This window comes from Vibrio sp. Isolate30, assembly GCF_022397975.1.
GTDB lineage: Bacteria > Pseudomonadota > Gammaproteobacteria > Enterobacterales > Vibrionaceae > Vibrio > Vibrio fortis.
The window spans coordinates 1-18,282 of the sequence record NZ_JAKEUS010000006.1 but is presented as its reverse complement, the minus strand read 5'-3'; the positions used below and the strand labels follow the sequence as shown (position 1 = coordinate 18,282).

At 44.1% G+C, this 18,282-nt stretch carries 16 protein-coding genes and 1 tRNA gene; 11 read left to right on the top strand and 6 right to left on the bottom strand.

The features are described 5' to 3' along the window. Positions 1-127: 127 nt before the first annotated feature. Positions 128-922, top strand: coding sequence for a hypothetical protein (locus tag L1D60_RS14830; RefSeq protein ID WP_239841794.1), 795 nt, complete (start codon positions 128-130; stop codon positions 920-922). Positions 923-956: 34 nt separating this feature from the next. Here the strand turns inward: L1D60_RS14830 and L1D60_RS14825 are convergent, their stop codons facing one another. Both L1D60_RS14825 and L1D60_RS14820 read right to left on the bottom strand, forming a co-directional pair. Then, complete coding sequence (locus L1D60_RS14825; RefSeq protein WP_239841793.1) at positions 957-1,451, bottom strand: GNAT family N-acetyltransferase; 495 nt, start codon at positions 1,449-1,451, stop codon at positions 957-959. A gap of 49 nt (positions 1,452-1,500) precedes the next feature. Next, positions 1,501-1,905, bottom strand: a complete 405-nt coding sequence (locus L1D60_RS14820) for a DUF2061 domain-containing protein (protein ID WP_239841792.1) — start codon at positions 1,903-1,905, stop codon at positions 1,501-1,503. 332 nt (positions 1,906-2,237) lie between these two features. Here L1D60_RS14820 and L1D60_RS14815 point away from each other — a divergent pair, with 332 nt between their 5' ends. Together L1D60_RS14815 and L1D60_RS14810 are read left to right on the top strand one after the other, a co-directional pair. After that, complete coding sequence (locus L1D60_RS14815) at positions 2,238-3,410, top strand: YjgN family protein (protein ID WP_239841790.1); 1,173 nt, start codon at positions 2,238-2,240, stop codon at positions 3,408-3,410. Beyond that, complete coding sequence (locus tag L1D60_RS14810; protein ID WP_239841788.1) at positions 3,410-4,411, top strand: M48 family metallopeptidase; 1,002 nt, start codon at positions 3,410-3,412, stop codon at positions 4,409-4,411. Before L1D60_RS14815 ends, L1D60_RS14810 begins: the two co-directional genes overlap by 1 nt. A gap of 75 nt (positions 4,412-4,486) precedes the next feature. Here L1D60_RS14810 and L1D60_RS14805 read toward each other — a convergent pair whose 3' ends face one another. From L1D60_RS14805 to pepA, 3 genes are all read right to left on the bottom strand, one after another. Continuing rightward, positions 4,487-7,360: a valine--tRNA ligase gene (locus tag L1D60_RS14805; protein ID WP_239841787.1), complete on the bottom strand. Its 2,874-nt coding sequence runs from the start codon at positions 7,358-7,360 to the stop codon at positions 4,487-4,489. 102 nt (positions 7,361-7,462) lie between these two features. Then, the gene (locus tag L1D60_RS14800; protein ID WP_239841781.1) at positions 7,463-7,912 is read right to left on the bottom strand and encodes a DNA polymerase III subunit chi; all 450 of its coding nucleotides are present in this window, start codon (positions 7,910-7,912) and stop codon (positions 7,463-7,465) included. 88 nt (positions 7,913-8,000) lie between these two features. Continuing rightward, the gene (gene pepA / locus L1D60_RS14795; RefSeq protein ID WP_239841780.1) at positions 8,001-9,509 is read right to left on the bottom strand and encodes a leucyl aminopeptidase; all 1,509 of its coding nucleotides are present in this window, start codon (positions 9,507-9,509) and stop codon (positions 8,001-8,003) included. A 191-nt stretch (positions 9,510-9,700) separates the two neighbouring features. On the opposite strand from pepA, the gene lptF reads away from it, so the two are divergent. Both lptF and lptG read left to right on the top strand, forming a co-directional pair. Continuing rightward, positions 9,701-10,801 (top strand): LPS export ABC transporter permease LptF, encoded by a 1,101-nt coding sequence (lptF, locus tag L1D60_RS14790; RefSeq protein WP_239841779.1) that lies wholly within the window; start codon positions 9,701-9,703, stop codon positions 10,799-10,801. Positions 10,802-10,804: 3 nt separating this feature from the next. Next, on the top strand, positions 10,805-11,875 hold the full coding sequence (gene lptG / locus L1D60_RS14785; protein ID WP_239841776.1) for an LPS export ABC transporter permease LptG: 1,071 nt from the start codon (positions 10,805-10,807) through the stop codon (positions 11,873-11,875). Between the two features lie 61 nt (positions 11,876-11,936). Here lptG and L1D60_RS14780 read toward each other — a convergent pair whose 3' ends face one another. Next, complete coding sequence (locus L1D60_RS14780; RefSeq protein WP_239841774.1) at positions 11,937-12,413, bottom strand: RDD family protein; 477 nt, start codon at positions 12,411-12,413, stop codon at positions 11,937-11,939. Positions 12,414-12,606: 193 nt separating this feature from the next. Between L1D60_RS14780 and L1D60_RS14775 the strand changes: the two genes are divergently transcribed. From L1D60_RS14775 to L1D60_RS14750, 6 genes are all read left to right on the top strand, one after another. Continuing rightward, a tRNA-Leu gene (locus tag L1D60_RS14775) sits at positions 12,607-12,691 on the top strand. A 614-nt stretch (positions 12,692-13,305) separates the two neighbouring features. Beyond that, positions 13,306-13,647, top strand: coding sequence for a hypothetical protein (locus L1D60_RS14770; protein ID WP_239841773.1), 342 nt, complete (start codon positions 13,306-13,308; stop codon positions 13,645-13,647). Positions 13,648-14,017: 370 nt separating this feature from the next. Beyond that, positions 14,018-14,995, top strand: coding sequence for a response regulator (locus tag L1D60_RS14765; protein WP_239841772.1), 978 nt, complete (start codon positions 14,018-14,020; stop codon positions 14,993-14,995). Further along, positions 14,995-15,957, top strand: a complete 963-nt coding sequence (locus L1D60_RS14760; RefSeq protein ID WP_239841770.1) for a diguanylate cyclase — start codon at positions 14,995-14,997, stop codon at positions 15,955-15,957. The genes L1D60_RS14765 and L1D60_RS14760 overlap by 1 nt, the downstream gene beginning before the upstream one ends. Before the next feature lie 100 nt (positions 15,958-16,057). Continuing rightward, complete coding sequence (locus L1D60_RS14755; RefSeq protein WP_239841768.1) at positions 16,058-16,465, top strand: VOC family protein; 408 nt, start codon at positions 16,058-16,060, stop codon at positions 16,463-16,465. An 81-nt stretch (positions 16,466-16,546) separates the two neighbouring features. Next, positions 16,547-17,800, top strand: a complete 1,254-nt coding sequence (locus L1D60_RS14750) for an HD-GYP domain-containing protein (RefSeq protein ID WP_239841766.1) — start codon at positions 16,547-16,549, stop codon at positions 17,798-17,800. Positions 17,801-18,282 lie beyond the last annotated feature (482 nt).

Below are 18,282 nucleotides of genomic sequence, written 5' to 3'. Positions count from 1 at the left end.
TTCGCTACTGAATTGAAAGATACCAGCACATTGTTGCTGGTATTTTTTTGTCCGTATAAAAACCAATGTCTTTATGTGCGTGTATTCATTATAATGCGGTCAAAATTGATCTAGCTCAAGGAATGATATGCGGCTGCAACTTGATGGTCTTTGGCAAATATCGCCATTAACTGACCTCTCTATACCCCAAGATGATATTACGTTTCCTGCACCGCTGAGCGCAAAACTCCCAGACTCGCTAAGTGAAGAAGAGGTTGCAGCTCAAGAGTGGCATTTGATGCACGACATTGAAGTCGATGATGCAATGTTAGCGTGCCCTTTCGTAGAGTTGGTTATGGCGGGCGTCGACTATTTTGCTGAGGTTCGTCTTAATGGTGTGGCCGTCTTCGATTGTGATGGTAGCCAAGAAGAGTACCGCAAAGATATCCGTCCATACATGCAAGCGGGTCGTAATCGCTTTGAGATCTTGTTCCTTGAGGAAGAAGAGGGGCTGCTACTTGAAGAAGATATGGAAGAGGCAACGCCGACAACACTCGTAGCTAAGTCTGATTCACGTATGGGAGTTTGGCAGGCACCATACTTACAGTTTGTTCGCCATATAAAGCTAGAGCAGGTAGTGACTGAGCAGATCTGGCACCACGGTGGTGGTTGTGAATTCAAAGTCGATGTGATTTATCAGACACTCAAATCGGGACTGGTGTCAGCATCAATTAAGTTCAATGGGATGACGCTCGTGATGCCGATTGATGTACGCGCCGAGCATACTGGCGTGATTTTCCAGGTTGAAGCTCCGCTGGTGTTTGACATTAACAAGCCCAATCCTAAACATTTGTATGAATTAGAGATTGAGCTTGATGGACAGAAAGAGAGCTCTTTTGTTGCCCTTAACCCAGCTTCATGTGTGAGCAACTTTCTGCGCTAATATCATTAGAGAATATCGCTATTATTCCACTATATTAAAGCGCTTTGGCCATGACCACTTCGCATGCGTCGTGGCCTGTCTCTCCCCAAGCACTGTCTAGGTGTTCAAAACCCAACGACTCATAGAGCTTGATTGCAGCACCTAAACACGCAGTCGTTTCTAAGTACATCTGCTTATAGCCCTGTTGCTCAGCGAGCTTAAGACTTAGCGCAACAATACGTTTGGCCAGCCCGTGACCGCGCGTCTGCTCTAAGAAATACATCTTTTGTAGCTCACACACCTCCGGCTTACCGGCTAATGGTGCAAAACCACCGCCACCAACCACCTTTCCTTGATACTCGATTACCCAATACATCGCATTATCTTGAGAATAGACAGAGTACATATCATCCAAAGTTGGGTCAGCAACCCCATAACCTTTGTCTTCGGTGAGGCCGTGTTCTGCGGAGACTTGGCGAATCACCTCAGCAATGCTTGGGTTGTCTTGTGGTTGAATTGGTCTGAGGTTAAAGCCAGCAATAATTTCCATACTTTGCCTATAAAAATGGGCCACTGATAAGTGACTCAATATATTGCGACTAAGCGTGTTGATGCAAACAAAACTGAGGTTGTCTTGTCTGGCTACTTGTTTGTTTCAGCCAAACTTTCTCATGGAAGTAGTAAGCGACTGTGTTCAATGTTGGCTCTAACATGGCCATTACGCCGCCCACAAAGGCATCACCTGTTAATAAGTAAACCACGGTAAATGCGACGCTGAAGTGAATGGTAGCGAAGCTGGCAGTCTTCAATTTAGTCATCCATTGACGAGCTTTTAGCGCAGGGACCTGAGCCCACGCCTTTTCATGAAAATAGAAGGCGACGGTATTTACTGAAGGTTCAATCATGGCAATTAAACTACCAATTAGAATGTCGCCAGTCAGAATGTAAGCGACACTAAACGCGATAGTAAAATGAAGTGCTGCAAAGGTTAGTGTCTTTTTCATGATAATTACTCAATCGTTGATGTGTTTCGATAGGTTTATTATTGAGAATAATTATCATTAAATCTAATGGGAAGTTAATATTGTTTTGATAGGTAAAAGCTATCAAAGAAACAAACAGGGAAGACTCCGCAAAAAAGTCACGATAGAAATACTGATAAATGCATCAATTAAAATCATCTAACTGTTTGTAATTATTTATAAAAATTATGATAACTTCCTTTGATTTATCAACCCAGCTGATTGATTAGCACGGCGTGTTTCTATAGCGTGCATTCTCCCAATGTGCACTTAGATGTACATGGATTAATGATAAACGTCAGATGGAGTAAAAAATGGAAACCAAAGAGTTGGAGACTAAAGTTCACTTTAGTGGGAAAGGCAAAGAGTACTTTGGCATATGGATTGTGAATATCCTGCTATCGGTAATTACGCTTGGGATTTATTCAGCGTGGGCGAAAGTGCGCAATAAGCGCTATTTCTATGGTCACACGTCAATTGCAGGCGATAGCTTTGAGTATCACGGAACACCTATGCAGATCTTAAAGGGGCGAATTATCGCAGTCGTTTGTGTGGTGATTTGGTCTGTGTCTGAACAAATCTCACCTCTGCTATCTTTAGGCTTAATCGTGGCGTTTGTACTGCTATTACCTCTATTGTCACGCAGCAATGCGCGCTTTGATTCTGCGATGACCAGTTTCCGCAATGTGCATTTCTCGTTTCATGGCACGCTCGCGGGAGCGTATTGGGCGATTTTAGGGCGTGGTACACTTGCAACCTTAGGCTTCGTCGCTGCGATGGGTGCGGTTGTGTTTGCAATGCAGCTCAATGTGATTGCGGGAGTTGTTGCGATGTTGGTGTTACTGCCGGCCTATGTCTATCTCCAGGCTTGGTCACTAGTGGGTATCGCAAACTATTTCGCTAATGGATATCGTTACGGAGAGCGCCAGTTTAAAGCTAATTACACTAACTCGTTCTATTTTAAAACCTATTTGATTGCGACGCTGATTTGGATGGTATTAATGGCTCTCGTCGTGGTGAGCTTTGTTGCAATTGCGGGAGTGAACCTCGTTAGCAACCCTGAGTCTTTTGTTGATCTCATGGGACACAGCGATTTGGTGACCTTTATGATCGGATACTACTTAGCCTTTATTGCTATCGGTCTCGCAATTGGCGCTTACCTTAAAGTAAAAGTGCGTAACTACACTTTCTCGCAGTTGGTTCTTGAAGGGAAGGATGCTGAGGAAGCGTCGCAATTTAGCTTCTCCTCAACGCTAACGGTTAAAGGTTATGTCAGTTTAGTGGTAACGAACTTCTTACTTCAGGTGGTAACAATTGGTTTAGCTCGACCTTGGGTTATGGTTCGAACAACACATTACCTCGCTGATAATACCTTTGTTTACGGTGATTTAGACTCGTTGGTTGCAAGCGATCAAGACTCTAACGTTAAGTCAGCCGTTTCAGATGAGGTTGTGCAAGCCTTTGATGTCGACCTTGGTATTGGTTAATGTTGAACGGTGTCGCTCATCCGCCTCGCAGCTCAAAACGCTGTGAGGCCACTCTCGATATTTCGCTCGATGGGATGTTGGTTATTAATGCCAGCGATCAGCGTAGTTCAGCTAACATTGCTGATGTGAAATTCAATGCCGGTGTGGGTTCGACGCCAAGTAAATTTACATTTCCTGACGGTTGGTTGTTTGTGGCGCAACCATCTGATGAACTCACGGCATTTCTTAAACAGCATGGCCAACATGACTGGATGGGCAAGCTTGAAAAGAATGTCTCAGCGATCTTAATTTGCTGTATCGCAATACTGGCTTTGACCATTGGAACCTTTACTCATGGTATTCCTTGGCTGACAGATAAAGTGGTTGTTTACCTTCCAGATTCTGTCTCAAAAATAGTAGAGGAGCGGGTCTTAGTCTCTTTCGATGAGCAGTTGTTTGAACCATCGGAGTTAACACTGTCGCGGCAAGCTGCGATTCGTCAGCGCTTTGAAGGGCATTTGAGAGAGCTGGGTATTGATGGGGACGTTCGTTTGTTGTTTCGCTCTTCTGAACTCGGGGCAAATGCTTTTGCGTTGAGCCACAATACCATCATCGTACTTGATGACTTGGTTCAGCTAACGAAAACTCAGCAGCAGCTGGATAGTATCTTGATGCATGAGTTGGGGCACATTGAACAACAGCATATCATGAAAACGATTGTGCGTTCTAGTTTGCTTTCACTCTCTGTCGCGATACTGACAGGAGAGAGTTCTGGCGTTATCGATAACTTAGCAGGAATCGGTGTTTTCGTTGCTAACAACGGTCAATCGCAACATGTAGAACGAGAAGCAGATAGGTTTGCCTCGGATTCGATGTGGCAGATACATGGCACCAATCAACCAATGATTGAGATGTTTGAATTGTTACAAGAGAGCTCTGAACATGAGGCTGAAATACCAGCGTGGTTGAGCTCTCACCCAGAACTCTCCGAACGTATTGATTCATTGAAAAGTAGTCATTAGAGAAACGACAGGATCAAAAAAGGGCAGAATCATCTGCCCTTTTTATATGCTTGAATTGGTTAGTTAATTAACCAATTACAGTGCTGCGATAGTCGCTTTCTGCTCTTCAAGCTTAGCTAGTGTTTCTTGGTAGCCAACTAGCTTCTCACGCTCTTTCGCGATAACCGCTTCAGGTGCTTTAGCAACGAAGCCTTCGTTACCTAGCTTGCCTTCGATACGCTTGATTTCGCCGTGCGTTTTCTTCACTTCTTTATCAAGACGAGCAAGCTCTGCATCTTTGTCGATCAGACCCGCCATTGGGATCATCAGCTCAGATTGACCCACTAGCTTAGTCGCACATGCTGGCGTTTCAGCATCTTGAGCAAGAACAGTTAGGCTATCTAGCTTAGCAAGAGAGTTCAGAACCACCTTGTTTGCTTCGATACGCGCCGCGTCTTTCTCGTTAGCAACTTTGATCATCACTTCTAGACCTTTGCTAGGTGCAATGTCGTACTCTGCACGTAGGTTACGGATAGCCGTGATGAAAGTCTTAACCCATTCGATGTCTTCTACGATCTCAGCGTCGAAGTTCTCTTCGTTAAACTGAGGAAGCGCTTGAGTCATGATAGTGTCGCCTTCAACACCGTCTACTAGCGGCTTAACGCTTTGCCAGATAGATTCAGTGATGTAAGGAAGCACTGGATGAGCAAGACGTAGTGTCTTCTCTAGAACAGTGATCAGCATGTAGCGAGTCGCTTGTTGCTGAGCTTCTGTACCTTTCCATAGAACTGGTTTAGTTAGCTCTAGGTACCAGTCACAGAATTGGTTCCAGATGAATTCGTAAAGCGTGTTTGCTGCCATGTCTAGACGGTAGTTGTCTAGATGAGCGTTAAACTCTTTCGCTGCTAGTTCAAACTGAGATTCAATCCACTTATCTGCTAGAGAGAATTCCATGTTTGCACGGTCTTCAGCAGATAGTGACATGCCACAATCGTGCTCTTCTGTATTCATCAGTACGTAACGGCTTGCGTTCCATAGCTTGTTACAGAAGTTACGGTAACCTTCAAGACGCTTCATGTCCCAGTTGATGTCACGGCCAGTAGAAGCCATAGCAGCAAGAGTGAAACGCAGTGCGTCAGTACCGTATGGTTCGATACCGTTTTCGAAAGTCTTACGAGTGTTCTTCTCGATCTTCTTCGCTAGTTGAGGCTGCATCATGTTGCCACAACGCTTCTCTACTAGAGACTCAAGGTCGATACCATCGATCATGTCGATAGGGTCAAGTACGTTACCCTTAGACTTAGACATCTTGTCGCCGTTTTCGTCACGGATTAGGCCGGTAACGTAAACTGTCTTGAATGGTACTTGTGCTTTACCATTTTCGTCTTTGTTGAAGTGCATGGTCATCATGATCATACGCGCAACCCAGAAGAAGATGATATCGAAGCCCGTTACTAGAACGTCTGAAGGGTGGAATGTCTTCAGGTCTTCAGTTTGCTCAGGCCAGCCTTGAGTACCGAATGTCCATAGTGCAGAAGAGAACCATGTATCTAGTACATCGTCGTCTTGGCGAAGAACGACTACAGGTGCAAGGTTGTTGTTTGCACGTACTTCTTCTTCAGTACGGCCTACGTATACATTGCCGTCGTTGTCGTACCATGCTGGGATGCGGTGACCCCACCAAAGTTGACGAGAGATACACCAGTCTTGAATGTCACGCATCCAAGAGAAGTACATGTTTTCGTATTGCTTAGGTACGAACTGGATTTCACCGTCTTCAACCGCTTTAACAGCAGGCTCAGCAAGAGGTGCAGCGCGTACGTACCATTGGTCAGTTAGCATTGGCTCGATAACTACGCCACCACGGTCACCGTAAGGTACGGTTAGATCGTGATCTTTGATTTCATCTAGTAGACCAAGCTCTTCAAATTCAGCAACGATAGCTTTACGTGCAGCAAAACGCTCCATGCCGTGGTACTTAGCAGGTAGCTCTGTTGAGTAAACATCGCTCGCTTCACCGTTAGTTGTGAAGACTTCAGCCGCATCACGAATGTCTGCGTTGAAGGTTAGGATGTTGATCATTGGTAGGTTGTTGCGCTTACCAACTTCGTAGTCGTTAAAGTCGTGCGCAGGGGTGATCTTCACACAACCTGTGCCTTTTTCCATATCTGCGTGCTCATCGCCAACGATAGGGATCAGACGGTTAACGATAGGAAGTAGGATCTCTTTACCGATAAGATCTTTGTAACGTGGATCTTCTGGGTTTACAGCAACACCAGTATCACCAAGCATTGTCTCAGGACGAGTGGTCGCAACAACAATGTAGTCTTTACCTTCAGCTGTCTTCACGCCGTTCGCTAACGGGTAGCGGAAGTGCCACATGTGACCTTTTTTGTCTTTGTTTTCAACTTCAAGATCAGAAATTGCAGTGTGCAGTTTTGGATCCCAGTTAACTAGACGTTTGCCACGGTAGATTAGGTCTTCTTCGTATAGACGAACAAACACTTCTTGAACCGCGTTTGATAGGCCATCATCCATTGTGAAACGCTCACGGTCCCAGTCTACAGATGCGCCAAGGCGACGAAGCTGCTTAGTGATGGTGCCGCCAGATTCGTTTTTCCATTCCCAGATCTTGTCGATGAAAGCGTCACGGCCGTAGTCGTGCTTAGTTTTGCCTTCTTCTGCAGCAATCTTGCGCTCAACAACCATTTGAGTTGCGATACCAGCGTGGTCAGTACCCACTTGCCAAAGGGTGTTTTTACCCTTCATACGCTCAGCACGGATCAGAGTATCCATGATAGTGTCTTGGAACGCGTGACCCATGTGTAGGCTACCAGTGACGTTCGGTGGCGGAATCATGATGCTGTAAGCTTCTTTTGATGTGTCACCGTGTGGCTTGAAGTAGCCTTTCTCTTCCCAAGCCTGATACAGGGCTTGTTCGATTGATGTTGGGTTATATGTCTTTTCCATAGTGCTCTTTTACGGATACTGTGAATGGTTAATCTTGGTCAAACTTCATAAGTGAAGCTTCTTGAACCTTAATTCAAAGATAGCTTTAACTATGAGGTTTGACTATGGATGCTGAATCTCAATCGTTTGTAATTGATACCCAGCTTGACGGTAAATTTTATACCTTTCGCGCGCGAGTTGCTTCGCTTTTTCTTCGCAAGGCACGAAGTCTATCACCTGAGCAAAGGCGTTCGCAAAGGTTGTATGATTATCGGCCACATTTATTACCAATTGACGGTTCCAATTAGGCTTCACGCCCTCGTAACCGATTTCAATATTGGTGGCATACTTTGGACCTTCACCAACCAAGTTGTGCGCCATAAACTGCTCGGGTTCGACTTGCCAGAAGATCTCTGCAAGGCTCTCGGCGTGCGCTTTGTCGTTACAATTTAGATAGAGTTTTGCGCCTTGCTTAGCAAAGTGCTGAGCGAGAAACAGCACGTACTCGGCAAAACCTTGTGGTTCTGCTTGAGGACTGTCTGGCGACACGATGTAAAAAGTGGCTGTCTGCATAACGCTATCCAAACTCGATAAAAGCGAGGAATAAATTTCCCATCATTACTAAAAAAGGGCCCGTAGGCCCTTTTTATTATTTTGAAGATTACTCTTCAGTCTCATGGCCGCTGCGGTTCAATAAGAATTGGACTAGCATTGAGACTGGACGACCAGTAGAGCCTTTCGCTGCACCAGACTTCCACGCAGTACCTGCGATATCGATGTGTGCCCAGTTGTATTTCTTAGTGAACTTAGACAAGAAACAACCTGCAGTGATTGTGCCACCTGGACGGCCACCAATGTTTGCCATGTCAGCAAACGGGCTGTTTAGTTGCTCATGGTACTCGTCTGCCATTGGTAGACGCCATGCACGGTCACTTGCTTGCTCAGAAGCGTTAACTAGTTCGTGAGAAAGTGGGTTGTGGTTCGATAGAACGCCACTGATGTGGTGACCTAGAGCGATAACACATGCGCCTGTTAGCGTTGCAACGTCAACCACACAATCTGGTTCGAAACGCTCAACGTAAGTTAGTGCATCACAAAGAACCAAACGGCCTTCCGCGTCGGTATTTAATACCTCAACAGTTTGACCAGACATGGTTGTTAGGATGTCACCTGGACGGTAAGCATTGCTGCCCGGCATGTTTTCACAGCCAGCAAGGATACCAACAACGTTGATTGGCAGGTTCAATTTAGCCAGTGCTTTCATTGTACCGAATACAGATGCAGCACCACACATGTCGTACTTCATCTCATCCATACCTTCACCAGGTTTAAGTGAGATACCGCCTGAATCAAACGTTAGGCCTTTACCGATAAGTACAATTGGTTTTGCATCAGAATCTGGTGCGCCTTTGTACTCCATGATAGACATCATAGATTCGTTTTTGGAGCCACGACCTACCGCTAGGTAAGAAGTCATGCCCAGTTTTTCCATCTCTTCTTCACCAATGATTTTAGTTGTCACGGTGTCGAAGTCGTCAGCAAGGCGACGAGCTTGAGATGCAAGGTAAGCAGGGTTAGCAATGTTTGGTGGCATGTTGCCAAGGTCTTTCGATGCTTTTACACCAGAAGCAATTGCTAGACCGTGAGAGATCGCTTTCTCACCTAGGCTTAGCTCACGACGCGTTGGTACGTTGAATACTAGCTTACGCAGTGGGCGGCGAGTTTCTGGCTTATTGCTCTTGAACTGATCGAACGTGTAAAGGCCATCTTTAGTCGCTTCAACTGCTTGTCGAACTTTCCAGTAAGTGTCACGACCTTTAACGTGCAGCTCAGTAAGGAAACATACGGCTTCCATAGAGCCGGTTTCGTTAAGCGTGCTGATGGTCTTTTGGATAATTTCTTTGTATTGGCGCTCACCAAGTTCACGCTCTTTACCACAGCCTACTAATAGAACTCGTTCTGAAAGTACACCTGGTACTTGATGCAGTAGCAGCATCTGGCCTGGTTTACCTTCTAGGTCACCACGGCGAAGTAGTGAACTGATGTAGCCATCGCTAATCTTATCTAGCTGTTCGGCTACAGGAGAAAGGCGGCGTGGTTCGAATACACCGACAACGATACATGCGCTGCGTTGTTTCTCTGGACTGCCACTTTTTACACTGAACTCCATGCGTACTCCTACATCCTGAAGACAAATAGAACTAAATGTTAGATAATGCGATCTTACTTGTTGGATCCTACAATGGAACTAACCTTATAGAAGAGCGCTAACACTTAGCTAAAAATTTAAAAAATAAAAGGTTCAACGGGAAATTATAGTGATTCAATCAAAAAAACAAGTTTTGTATAGGTAATTTCAGCGTGATTATTGTTAGATATTTGATCCGCGAGACAATCAAGAGCCAATTTGCGATCTTTTTTGTCCTTTTTCTTGTATTTCTTAGCCAAAAATTTATCAGTGTTTTGGCTGACGCCTCGGACGGTGATATTCCCGCAAGTCTCATTTTATCGATTGTTGGCCTGAACATGCCAGCGATGGGACTATTGATGTTACCGCTGAGTATTTATATCGGTATTTTGCTGACGTTTGGCCGTTTGTATGCTGAAAGTGAAATCGTGGTGATGAATGCCACCGGTATTGGTAATAAATTTTTGATTCAGGCGGCTCTTTATTTAGCTTTGATTACCGCCAGTGTTGCAGCTTTTAACTCGCTTTGGTTATCACCATGGTCGCAAGACAAGGTTGAACAGTTGTATGAGCAAGTGGCCGCTGAAAATAGTGTCGACTTATTACCTAAAGGTAAATTTGAAAGTACACCTGACGGTTCTTCGGTTGTCTTTATCGATGACATAAAAGGCAATAAACTTGAAAATGTCTTCGTTGCACAGCTCACGCCTCGCGATTCAATCTTACCAAGTGTGATGTTCTCGTCGTCAGGAGATGTAAAAGAGTTGAGTGACGGACGACAAGTGATCGCGATGTATGACGGTACTCGCTATGAGGGCGTTCCAACTCGTGTTGATTATATGATGACGCACTTTGATGAGTACGAAGGTCTGATTGGTCAGCGAGATGTGAAGAAGAAAGGCCGTGATTGGGAAGCGATCCCAACTTTGGAACTTATTAATCATCCAGATAATAATGCTAAGGCAGAGCTACAGTGGCGTATCTCCTTGGTGATCTGTATTCCACTACTCACCATGTTGGTTGTGCCGTTGTCTGCAGTTAACCCAAGACAAGGTCGCTTCGCCAAAATGGGGCCTGCGATTCTGATCTACCTAACGTACTTCTTAGCGATCAGTGCGACTAAGTCATCAATAGAAGAGGGCAGTATCCCCGCCACGATTGGTATGTGGCCAATCAACGCCTTATTGTTGATTGTAGCGGTCTCTGCAAACTTTATGGATAGCGTGCCAGTAAGGCGCATGAAAGAAAAATTCAAGAAGAAAAGGTTGGCCTAAGCCGTGTTTAAGATTCTCGATTTATATATTGGCAGAACCATTATCTCTACCACTGCTTTGGTGCTTGTCACGTTTGTTGGTCTCTCTGGAATCATCAAATACGTAGAGCAGTTAAGAAAAGTAGGGCGCGGTACATACGATTTACTTCAGGCTTTATACTTTGTTCTTTTAAGTATCCCTCGTGATATCGAAATGTTCTTCCCTATGGCGGCGCTGTTAGGAGCGTTGATAGGTTTAGGCATGCTAGCAGCGAGTTCTGAGCTGGTGGTTATGCAAGCTGCAGGCTTTTCTAAGTTAGATATCGGTTTATCGGTACTTAAAACAGCAGTACCGCTGATGATCATCGTAACCTTGCTTGGTCAATGGGGAGCACCACAAGCGCAGAAAATGGCTCGTGACTTAAGAGCTATCTCTATCTCAGGTGGTAGTATTGTCTCGACACGCAGTGGTGTATGGGCTCGAGATGCCAACGATTTTATCTTTATCGCCAAGGTAGATGATGAAAGGTTGTATGGTATGAACATGTGGCGCTTTGACCAAGACAAACAGCTACAGTCGACTATCTTCGCTGAGCAGGTTGATTACGACGGTAACAATACGTGGACGATGTCAGATGTGCAGATCACATCATTCGAGGACGATGTTCAAATCACCAAAGAGAGCTTACCGAGTTATTCTTGGCAAACCTCACTTGCTCCCGACAAACTGGCGATTGTTACTGTGAAGCCAGAAGAGCTTTCGTTAAGTGGCTTATATGATTATGTCTCTTATTTACAAGCTTCTGAACAAGATGCGTCTCGTTATGAGCTCGCTTTCTGGCGTAAGGTAACACAGCCTTTATCTATTGCCGTTATGATGTTGATGGCACTCTCGTTTATCTTTGGACCACTACGAAGTGTAACCATGGGTGCGAGAATTTTGTCGGGTGTAATTGCGGGCTTTACCTTCTATATATCCAGTGAGTTCTTTGGACCCGTCAGCTTGGTTTATCAGATACCTCCTGTGTTTGGAGCGGTGGCGCCAAGCATCGTATTCTTTGGTATTGCTGTGATGCTACTAAGGCGAAAGTTATAGATGAAAAAAGGGAAGGCGAGTGCCTTCCCTTTTTTGTCTCTGAAATGAGTTTGTGTAATTGCTACTGTGCCTTTGGCAATACTACAACTTGTGTTTTCGCCCAGATATCATGGAAGCCACGTTTTTTAGGATCAAACGGAACACATAAGTTCGCCAAACCAAAGCCAGAAGTGCCTAATCGAATAAGTGCTTGAGTCACGCTAATCGCAGAACCGTCACTGTTTTGTACACGCAACTTCCAAGCTCGCATTCCAAGAGTTTGTCCTGCGCGAGTCCAGAAGAATACAAAGAAGTAGCACCACACTACGATAAGGTAGAAAGTGTAAGCTGGGCTCCAAATTGGGTGATTGGTTAGGAAGTCGCTCACATCGGCATAACCCGCATGGCTAAACAGTCCCGTTGCCATAAGAGCGTGGAGCAGAGCAACAACGACGCCTCCGGCCATCATCTCAATAGCAAGGACAATCAGCGCATCATAGAATAGAGCACCTAAGCGGCGAAACATGCCCGCTGGTGGCAGTGTGTTAGTAGAGGTCATGACTATACTTCTTTTAAAAATTTGGCGTCAGAATATAGGCTAAGCCCAAAAGTGGAAAGAGACATTGCGCACAGCTTATAACTTAGTGGCGAAATTATCGGCAAACACACGGAATTTCAAGTTTTTATACTTGCGACATTCATAAGCATACGTATAATGCCAAGCATCGAAAGGGCAATAGCCCCCAGATAATGCCGGTATGGTGAAATTGGTATACACGACGGATTCAAAATCCGTTGCCTTCGGGCGTGGCGGTTCAAGTCCGCCTACCGGTACCATATATAGAAAGGTCGCTTTTATAGCGGCCTTTCGTCGTTTTGGGCGTTTGTGAATTTGAAATCCAGCGTGTCGGCTTGGATGCAAGCCCAGCCAAGTCGCCTACCGGTACCATATTTAAATGACAGAGCCTCAACGAAAGTTGGGGCTTTGTTGTATCTGGAGTCTAGAAAACGTTGCCTTCGCGGTAGCGGCAGGAATGCCTGTCCAATCAGTCCACCTAACCGGTACCATATATAGAAAGGTCGCTTTTATAGCGGCCTTTCGTCGTTTTGGGTGTTTGTGAATTTGAAATCCAGCGTGTCGGCTTGGATGCAAGCCCAGCCAAGTCGCCTACCGGTACCATATTTAAAGACAGAACCTCAACGAAAGTTGAGGCTTTGTTGTATCTGGAGTCTCGAAAACGTTGCCTTCGCGGTAGCGGCAGGAATGCCTGTCCAATCAGTCCGCCTAACCGGTACCATATATAGAAAGGTCGCTTTATAGCGGCCTTTCGTCGTTTTGGGTGTTTGTGAATTTTAAATTCCCAAAAGTATAAACATGACAAATGTGTTCAGATTTAATTCACATCTTGGGCGCTACTATAGCTTCATATTCAAATATTGAGGCGAACAGAATGAGAACATTAATTACCGGAATTTCATTACTTACAGCATTGGTCGCAGGTACAGCTATGGCAGAGGTGAAGGGAGAAGATTTCAATGAATTTCCTAAGCAAGATGCAGCGCATTGTTTTGGCTGGGCTGCAGGGTTAGATAAGAATCAAGATTATGCCAAGTTCATTGTTGAACTATCAAAGGGGCGAACAAAGAGCGTCAAAGAAGACCCGTATATCATGGAAGAGTTTGGTACCGCTATGGGGTATTCAGAAGCAATGGTTGAATTTGCTGGAGTGGAAGCCGCCAATGCGAGATACCAATTAGTTTGTGAACCCATCAAACAAAAATATGCTTTTTAAGCTGAGCATAAAATGAAAAGTGGAATTCCGCTGAGCTTGAATTCTGTTGCAAGAAAGAGCGACTCAGTGGATTTTTGCCTCATTTGATAAATGGAAGCAAGATCTTACTTATTAGTGATAGTTTTGTAATTAATAAGAGGGAAAACTAAGAGGTCCGCTTTAGAAGGGGGAGGGTGAAACTGGTATCATTCCACCTTTGTATCATAATGGTGCTGTCATAATTGTTTTAAATAATACTCGAGGTCTTAGTGTTTGTTTAAACAACAACTTTTGAATTCGACTTTAGCATTGTCTTGAACAACAGTTAGATTTAATCGCGAGTCTTGTACAGCTGAAGGCTCTCAATGTTACGCGTAAATCGAGTATTGGTATGAACATAGTCATTTGTGACGACTCCTCTCTAGCAAGAAAGTCTCTTCAGCGTTGTATATCTCCTGCAGCTTTAGGCATTGTAACCTTTTTGTGTTCGAATGGGCGTGAAGCAATTGCGACAGTTATTGAAAACAAGATCGACTTGATGTTTCTCGATCTCACTATGCCTGAGATGGATGGCTACGAAGTGCTTCAATATTTGCAAGACTACGCAATAAGCACTGATGTAGTAGTGATCTCTGGTGATGTTCAGCAAGAGGCCAAAAGACGATGCATGGAGCTTGGCGCATCTGCGTTTATTGCTAAGCCGTTTAATCAAGACGAAGTCGCTCACCTTATACAAAGCTACGTTTTTAAAAATCCCTCCGCTGTTCAACCTCAGCACTTTGTTCAACAAGAGCCCGATATCGATCCGATCAGTAAATTTAGAGAGATCACCAATATTGCTCTTGGGCGAGGCGCAGCGGTGATTTCTGACCGTATTGGTAAGTTTATTGATCTACCTGTGCCGAATGTAGGGATCGTTGAAGCGAGTGAGTTGAACATGATCATTGCTGATGCCTTGCACAGAGACTCAGTACACGCCGTGACTCAGCGGTTTGTGGGTAATGGTATTCATGGCGAGTCCTTAGTCTGCATGAGAGGACAAGATATAGGTGGATTAGGGCATGCTCTAGGTTTTCCGACTACTGAGTCGAACCATAATGAGATGATACTTAATATTGCCAACTTGTTGGTTTCTACCTACTTGAACTCTCTAGCCAGTCAGTTAGTCGTTGATTTTTCGCTGCGTCAACCCGTGACAGTGGCGAAAAATGAGCAAGATGAGTTCTTATCCATCCACCATGTAGAGCAAAGCGCATTTACTGTAGAATTCACCTACCTTGCTGAAAATCTGGATTTCGAGTGTGAAGTGTTATTGCTTCTAGATGGTGAGTCAGTTGAGACTCTATACCGTTTGATGGAGGTGTTGTAATGAGCCAAATCACCTTCGAAATGGATGAATTGCACTGGGCTTTACAAGTCATGGATACCATTGATGTTGGGCTAGTGGTGTTAGATATAGAGCATAATGTATGCCTGTGGAATAGCTTTATGCAGAGCTACAGTGGCATCAATGGCGATAAAATCCTGCATCAAAATCTATTTGATGTCGTCCCCAATCTTCCTGAAGAGTGGCTTAAAGCTCAAATTGCCGCTTGTAGTGAACTTAAAAGCCGGATCTTTTCAAATTGGGAAGATAGACCTCATATCTTCGACTTTAAGAACTATTCACCGTTGTCACATCAACGTATCAACATGTACCAGAATTTAGTGATGACACCTTTAACATCGTTAAATGGGCGCGTTTCACATGTGTGCGTGATGGTGCAAGATGTGTCGGATGTCGCGAGCAGTAAACTGCAATTGCGTGATTCAAATGAACGACTCTCGACGATGAGCCGCACAGATGGATTAACGGGGTTATTCAATCGAGCGTATTGGGAATCGTGCTTATCTAAAGAATACGAAAGTGCAAAGCTATTAACCCAGCCATCGACGTTAGTGATCTTTGATATTGACCATTTCAAGAAAGTGAATGATACCTATGGTCATGGAGCTGGTGACGAAGTCATCCGACAAACTGCTCGCCTACTTAAGAAAACAGCAAGGAACTCTGATCTCTGTGGTCGTTACGGAGGTGAAGAGTTCACGGTATTGTTACCTGGAACAACAGCAGATCAAGCGCATTACTTTGCTGAACGGTTACGTAAAAGAGTGGAAGAGTACGGCGTTGATACCTCCTCAGGCCCTATTAATTTTACGATTAGCTTAGGAGTATGTGAATTATCATCTTGTATCGCGAGTCATTTGGAGTGGCTGGAATCTGCAGACAAAGCACTTTACCAGTCGAAACAATCAGGGCGTAATCAAACGTCACTGTTTCCATTTGACTAGTGTTTTAAGCTATAGAAATTTTATCTCAAATAAATCATAAGATTACCTTTCAATTTATCTTCTGTTGTCTATGTTTTATATAGACAACAAGGAGATATCTATGCTGAAACTGACCCCTTACCTTTTTTTTGATGGACGTTGCGACGAAGCTTTAGAGTTTTATAGAAAATGTTTTGGTGGCGTCATTCTTTCTAAACAACATTTTAAAGACGCACCACAAGTGGTTGAAGGGGCAGAGCCTGATTGGGTTATGCACGCTGAATTTGAAGCCTTTGGTATGAAACTTATGATGTCAGATGGTGTTCACGCAAAAGAGCTTCAAGGCAACAATCTCGCTTTATCATTGGTTACAGAAGATATAGCAACGCAAGAGCAAATATTCGAAAGGTTAGAACAGGGTGGAAGAGTGATGATGCCCCTGGCTGATACATTCTGGGGAGCTCGCTTTGGTAAAGTCGAAGATAAGTTTGGTATGCGCTGGATGATACATTGCGACTCAATGAACTGATGCGCAAAGTTGCATAATGAAATTGCTGCCTCATTTGATTAGAATTATAAATAGAGTTTTATAATCAAAGTTATATATAAAATGGGCAGCATAAAAATTACAGTGGACCGTATTCAACCGGGCCTACATATACGATTACCGGTTAAGTGGAATGAACACCCATTTTTATTTAATAGCTTTAAAATCAAAGATGAAGAACAAGTTCGAGTTATCCGTCATCTCGGTATCAAGCACGTCTATATAAACCCTAGTCAAAGCGATACAGCACCTCTACCCGTTGAGCAAGCAGCGTTAGAACCTCTAGATGAAGCGTCAGATGTTTCATTAGAAACAGAGGCTATGTGGAAGCATAAACGTGAGCGAATCGAAACGCTGAGCTCATACCGCCGAAAAGTTAGTCATTGTGAAAAAGAGTTTGAACGCTCTCTTGCACGCATGCGCGCCATCATGACTAAGATAAGAAACCGTCCTTTAGACGCAGCAGAAGAAGTGAAGTCTTTAGTTGATGACATCGTCGACAAGTTTTTAAGTGATGATAATGTCTCACTGCATTTAATGACGGGCCAAGGTGAGTTTGAAGATCTCTATTTTCATTCACTCAATGTTTCGGTTATTGCTCTATTGATCGGTAAAGCGAAAGGTTACGATAGCGATCAACTAAAAGAGTTGGCATTGGGTGCTCTTTTCCATGACATCGGAAAAGTGAAAATTCCGGTGGCTATTCTTCGCAAGCAGACACCATTAACAGTCCCAGAAGCGAATTACCTCAAGCTACATACTAAATATGGTGTAGATATAGTAGGTGCGATAGAGGGAATGCCTGAGAGTGTTCATAAAGTTATTGCTCAGCATCATGAAATGAATGATGGCTCAGGGTATCCAGAAGGCCTGAAAGAACATGAAATAGATGAGTTTGCCAAAGTGGTTGCGGTCGCGAATGCTTTTGATTCCCTATGTCATAATAGAGTGGCTGCTGAGCAGAAAATCCCTTATCTAGCACTGTCTCATCTATATAAGAGCTGCAAACATCTTTATAGTCATGAAAATTTGAATCACTTGGTGAAGCTTATGGGAGTGTATCCGCCAGGAACGGTGGTTCAGTTGTCCAATGAATCTATTGGCATTGTTATCTCAGTGAATGCGGAACATATCCTTTACCCAAATGTTTTGATCTATGACCCGAGCGTGCCTAGCACTCAAGCCCCGATCATCGACCTAGCAAGTAAGGGGATAAAGATTGAGAGCGCAGTTCATCCAAGTAAGTTGCCACAGCAGGTGCAAGAATACTTAAACCCAAGGGCTAGGATTACTTACTTTTTTGATAGCACTAGCTGATTTATCCACAGGTGCTTGTGGGTATTTTGTATAAAAATGCGTATATTTTTGTACAAATAAGGCTTTGGGCGATATTTGCTCGCTTAACACTTATTTCTCTATTTATTTTCAATTAAAGCTTGCCAATGTGAGGAGCATCTCTATAATGCCGCCTCACTGACACGGCAGACGCCACAAGGCTTCAGCGAAGAATGTTAGTTCGGCAACTAGCTTAAAGCGATATTTCGCTTCTACTTTTAGAAAGTAGAAATTAATTTTCAAAAAGTGTTTGACACTGAGAATTAAGTCGCTAGAATGGCCGCCTCTTCCGAAGTGATGTAAGTCACAACGAAGAAAAGCTCTTTAACAATTTAAACCTATCAATCTGTGTGGGCACTCGTTGATGAATATCACTAAGTTTGTTTTCGCTTTTATAAGCAAAGGCAAACAGATACTTCGGTATCAAAATGATTTCAATGAACTGAGTGACCAATCGATAATTT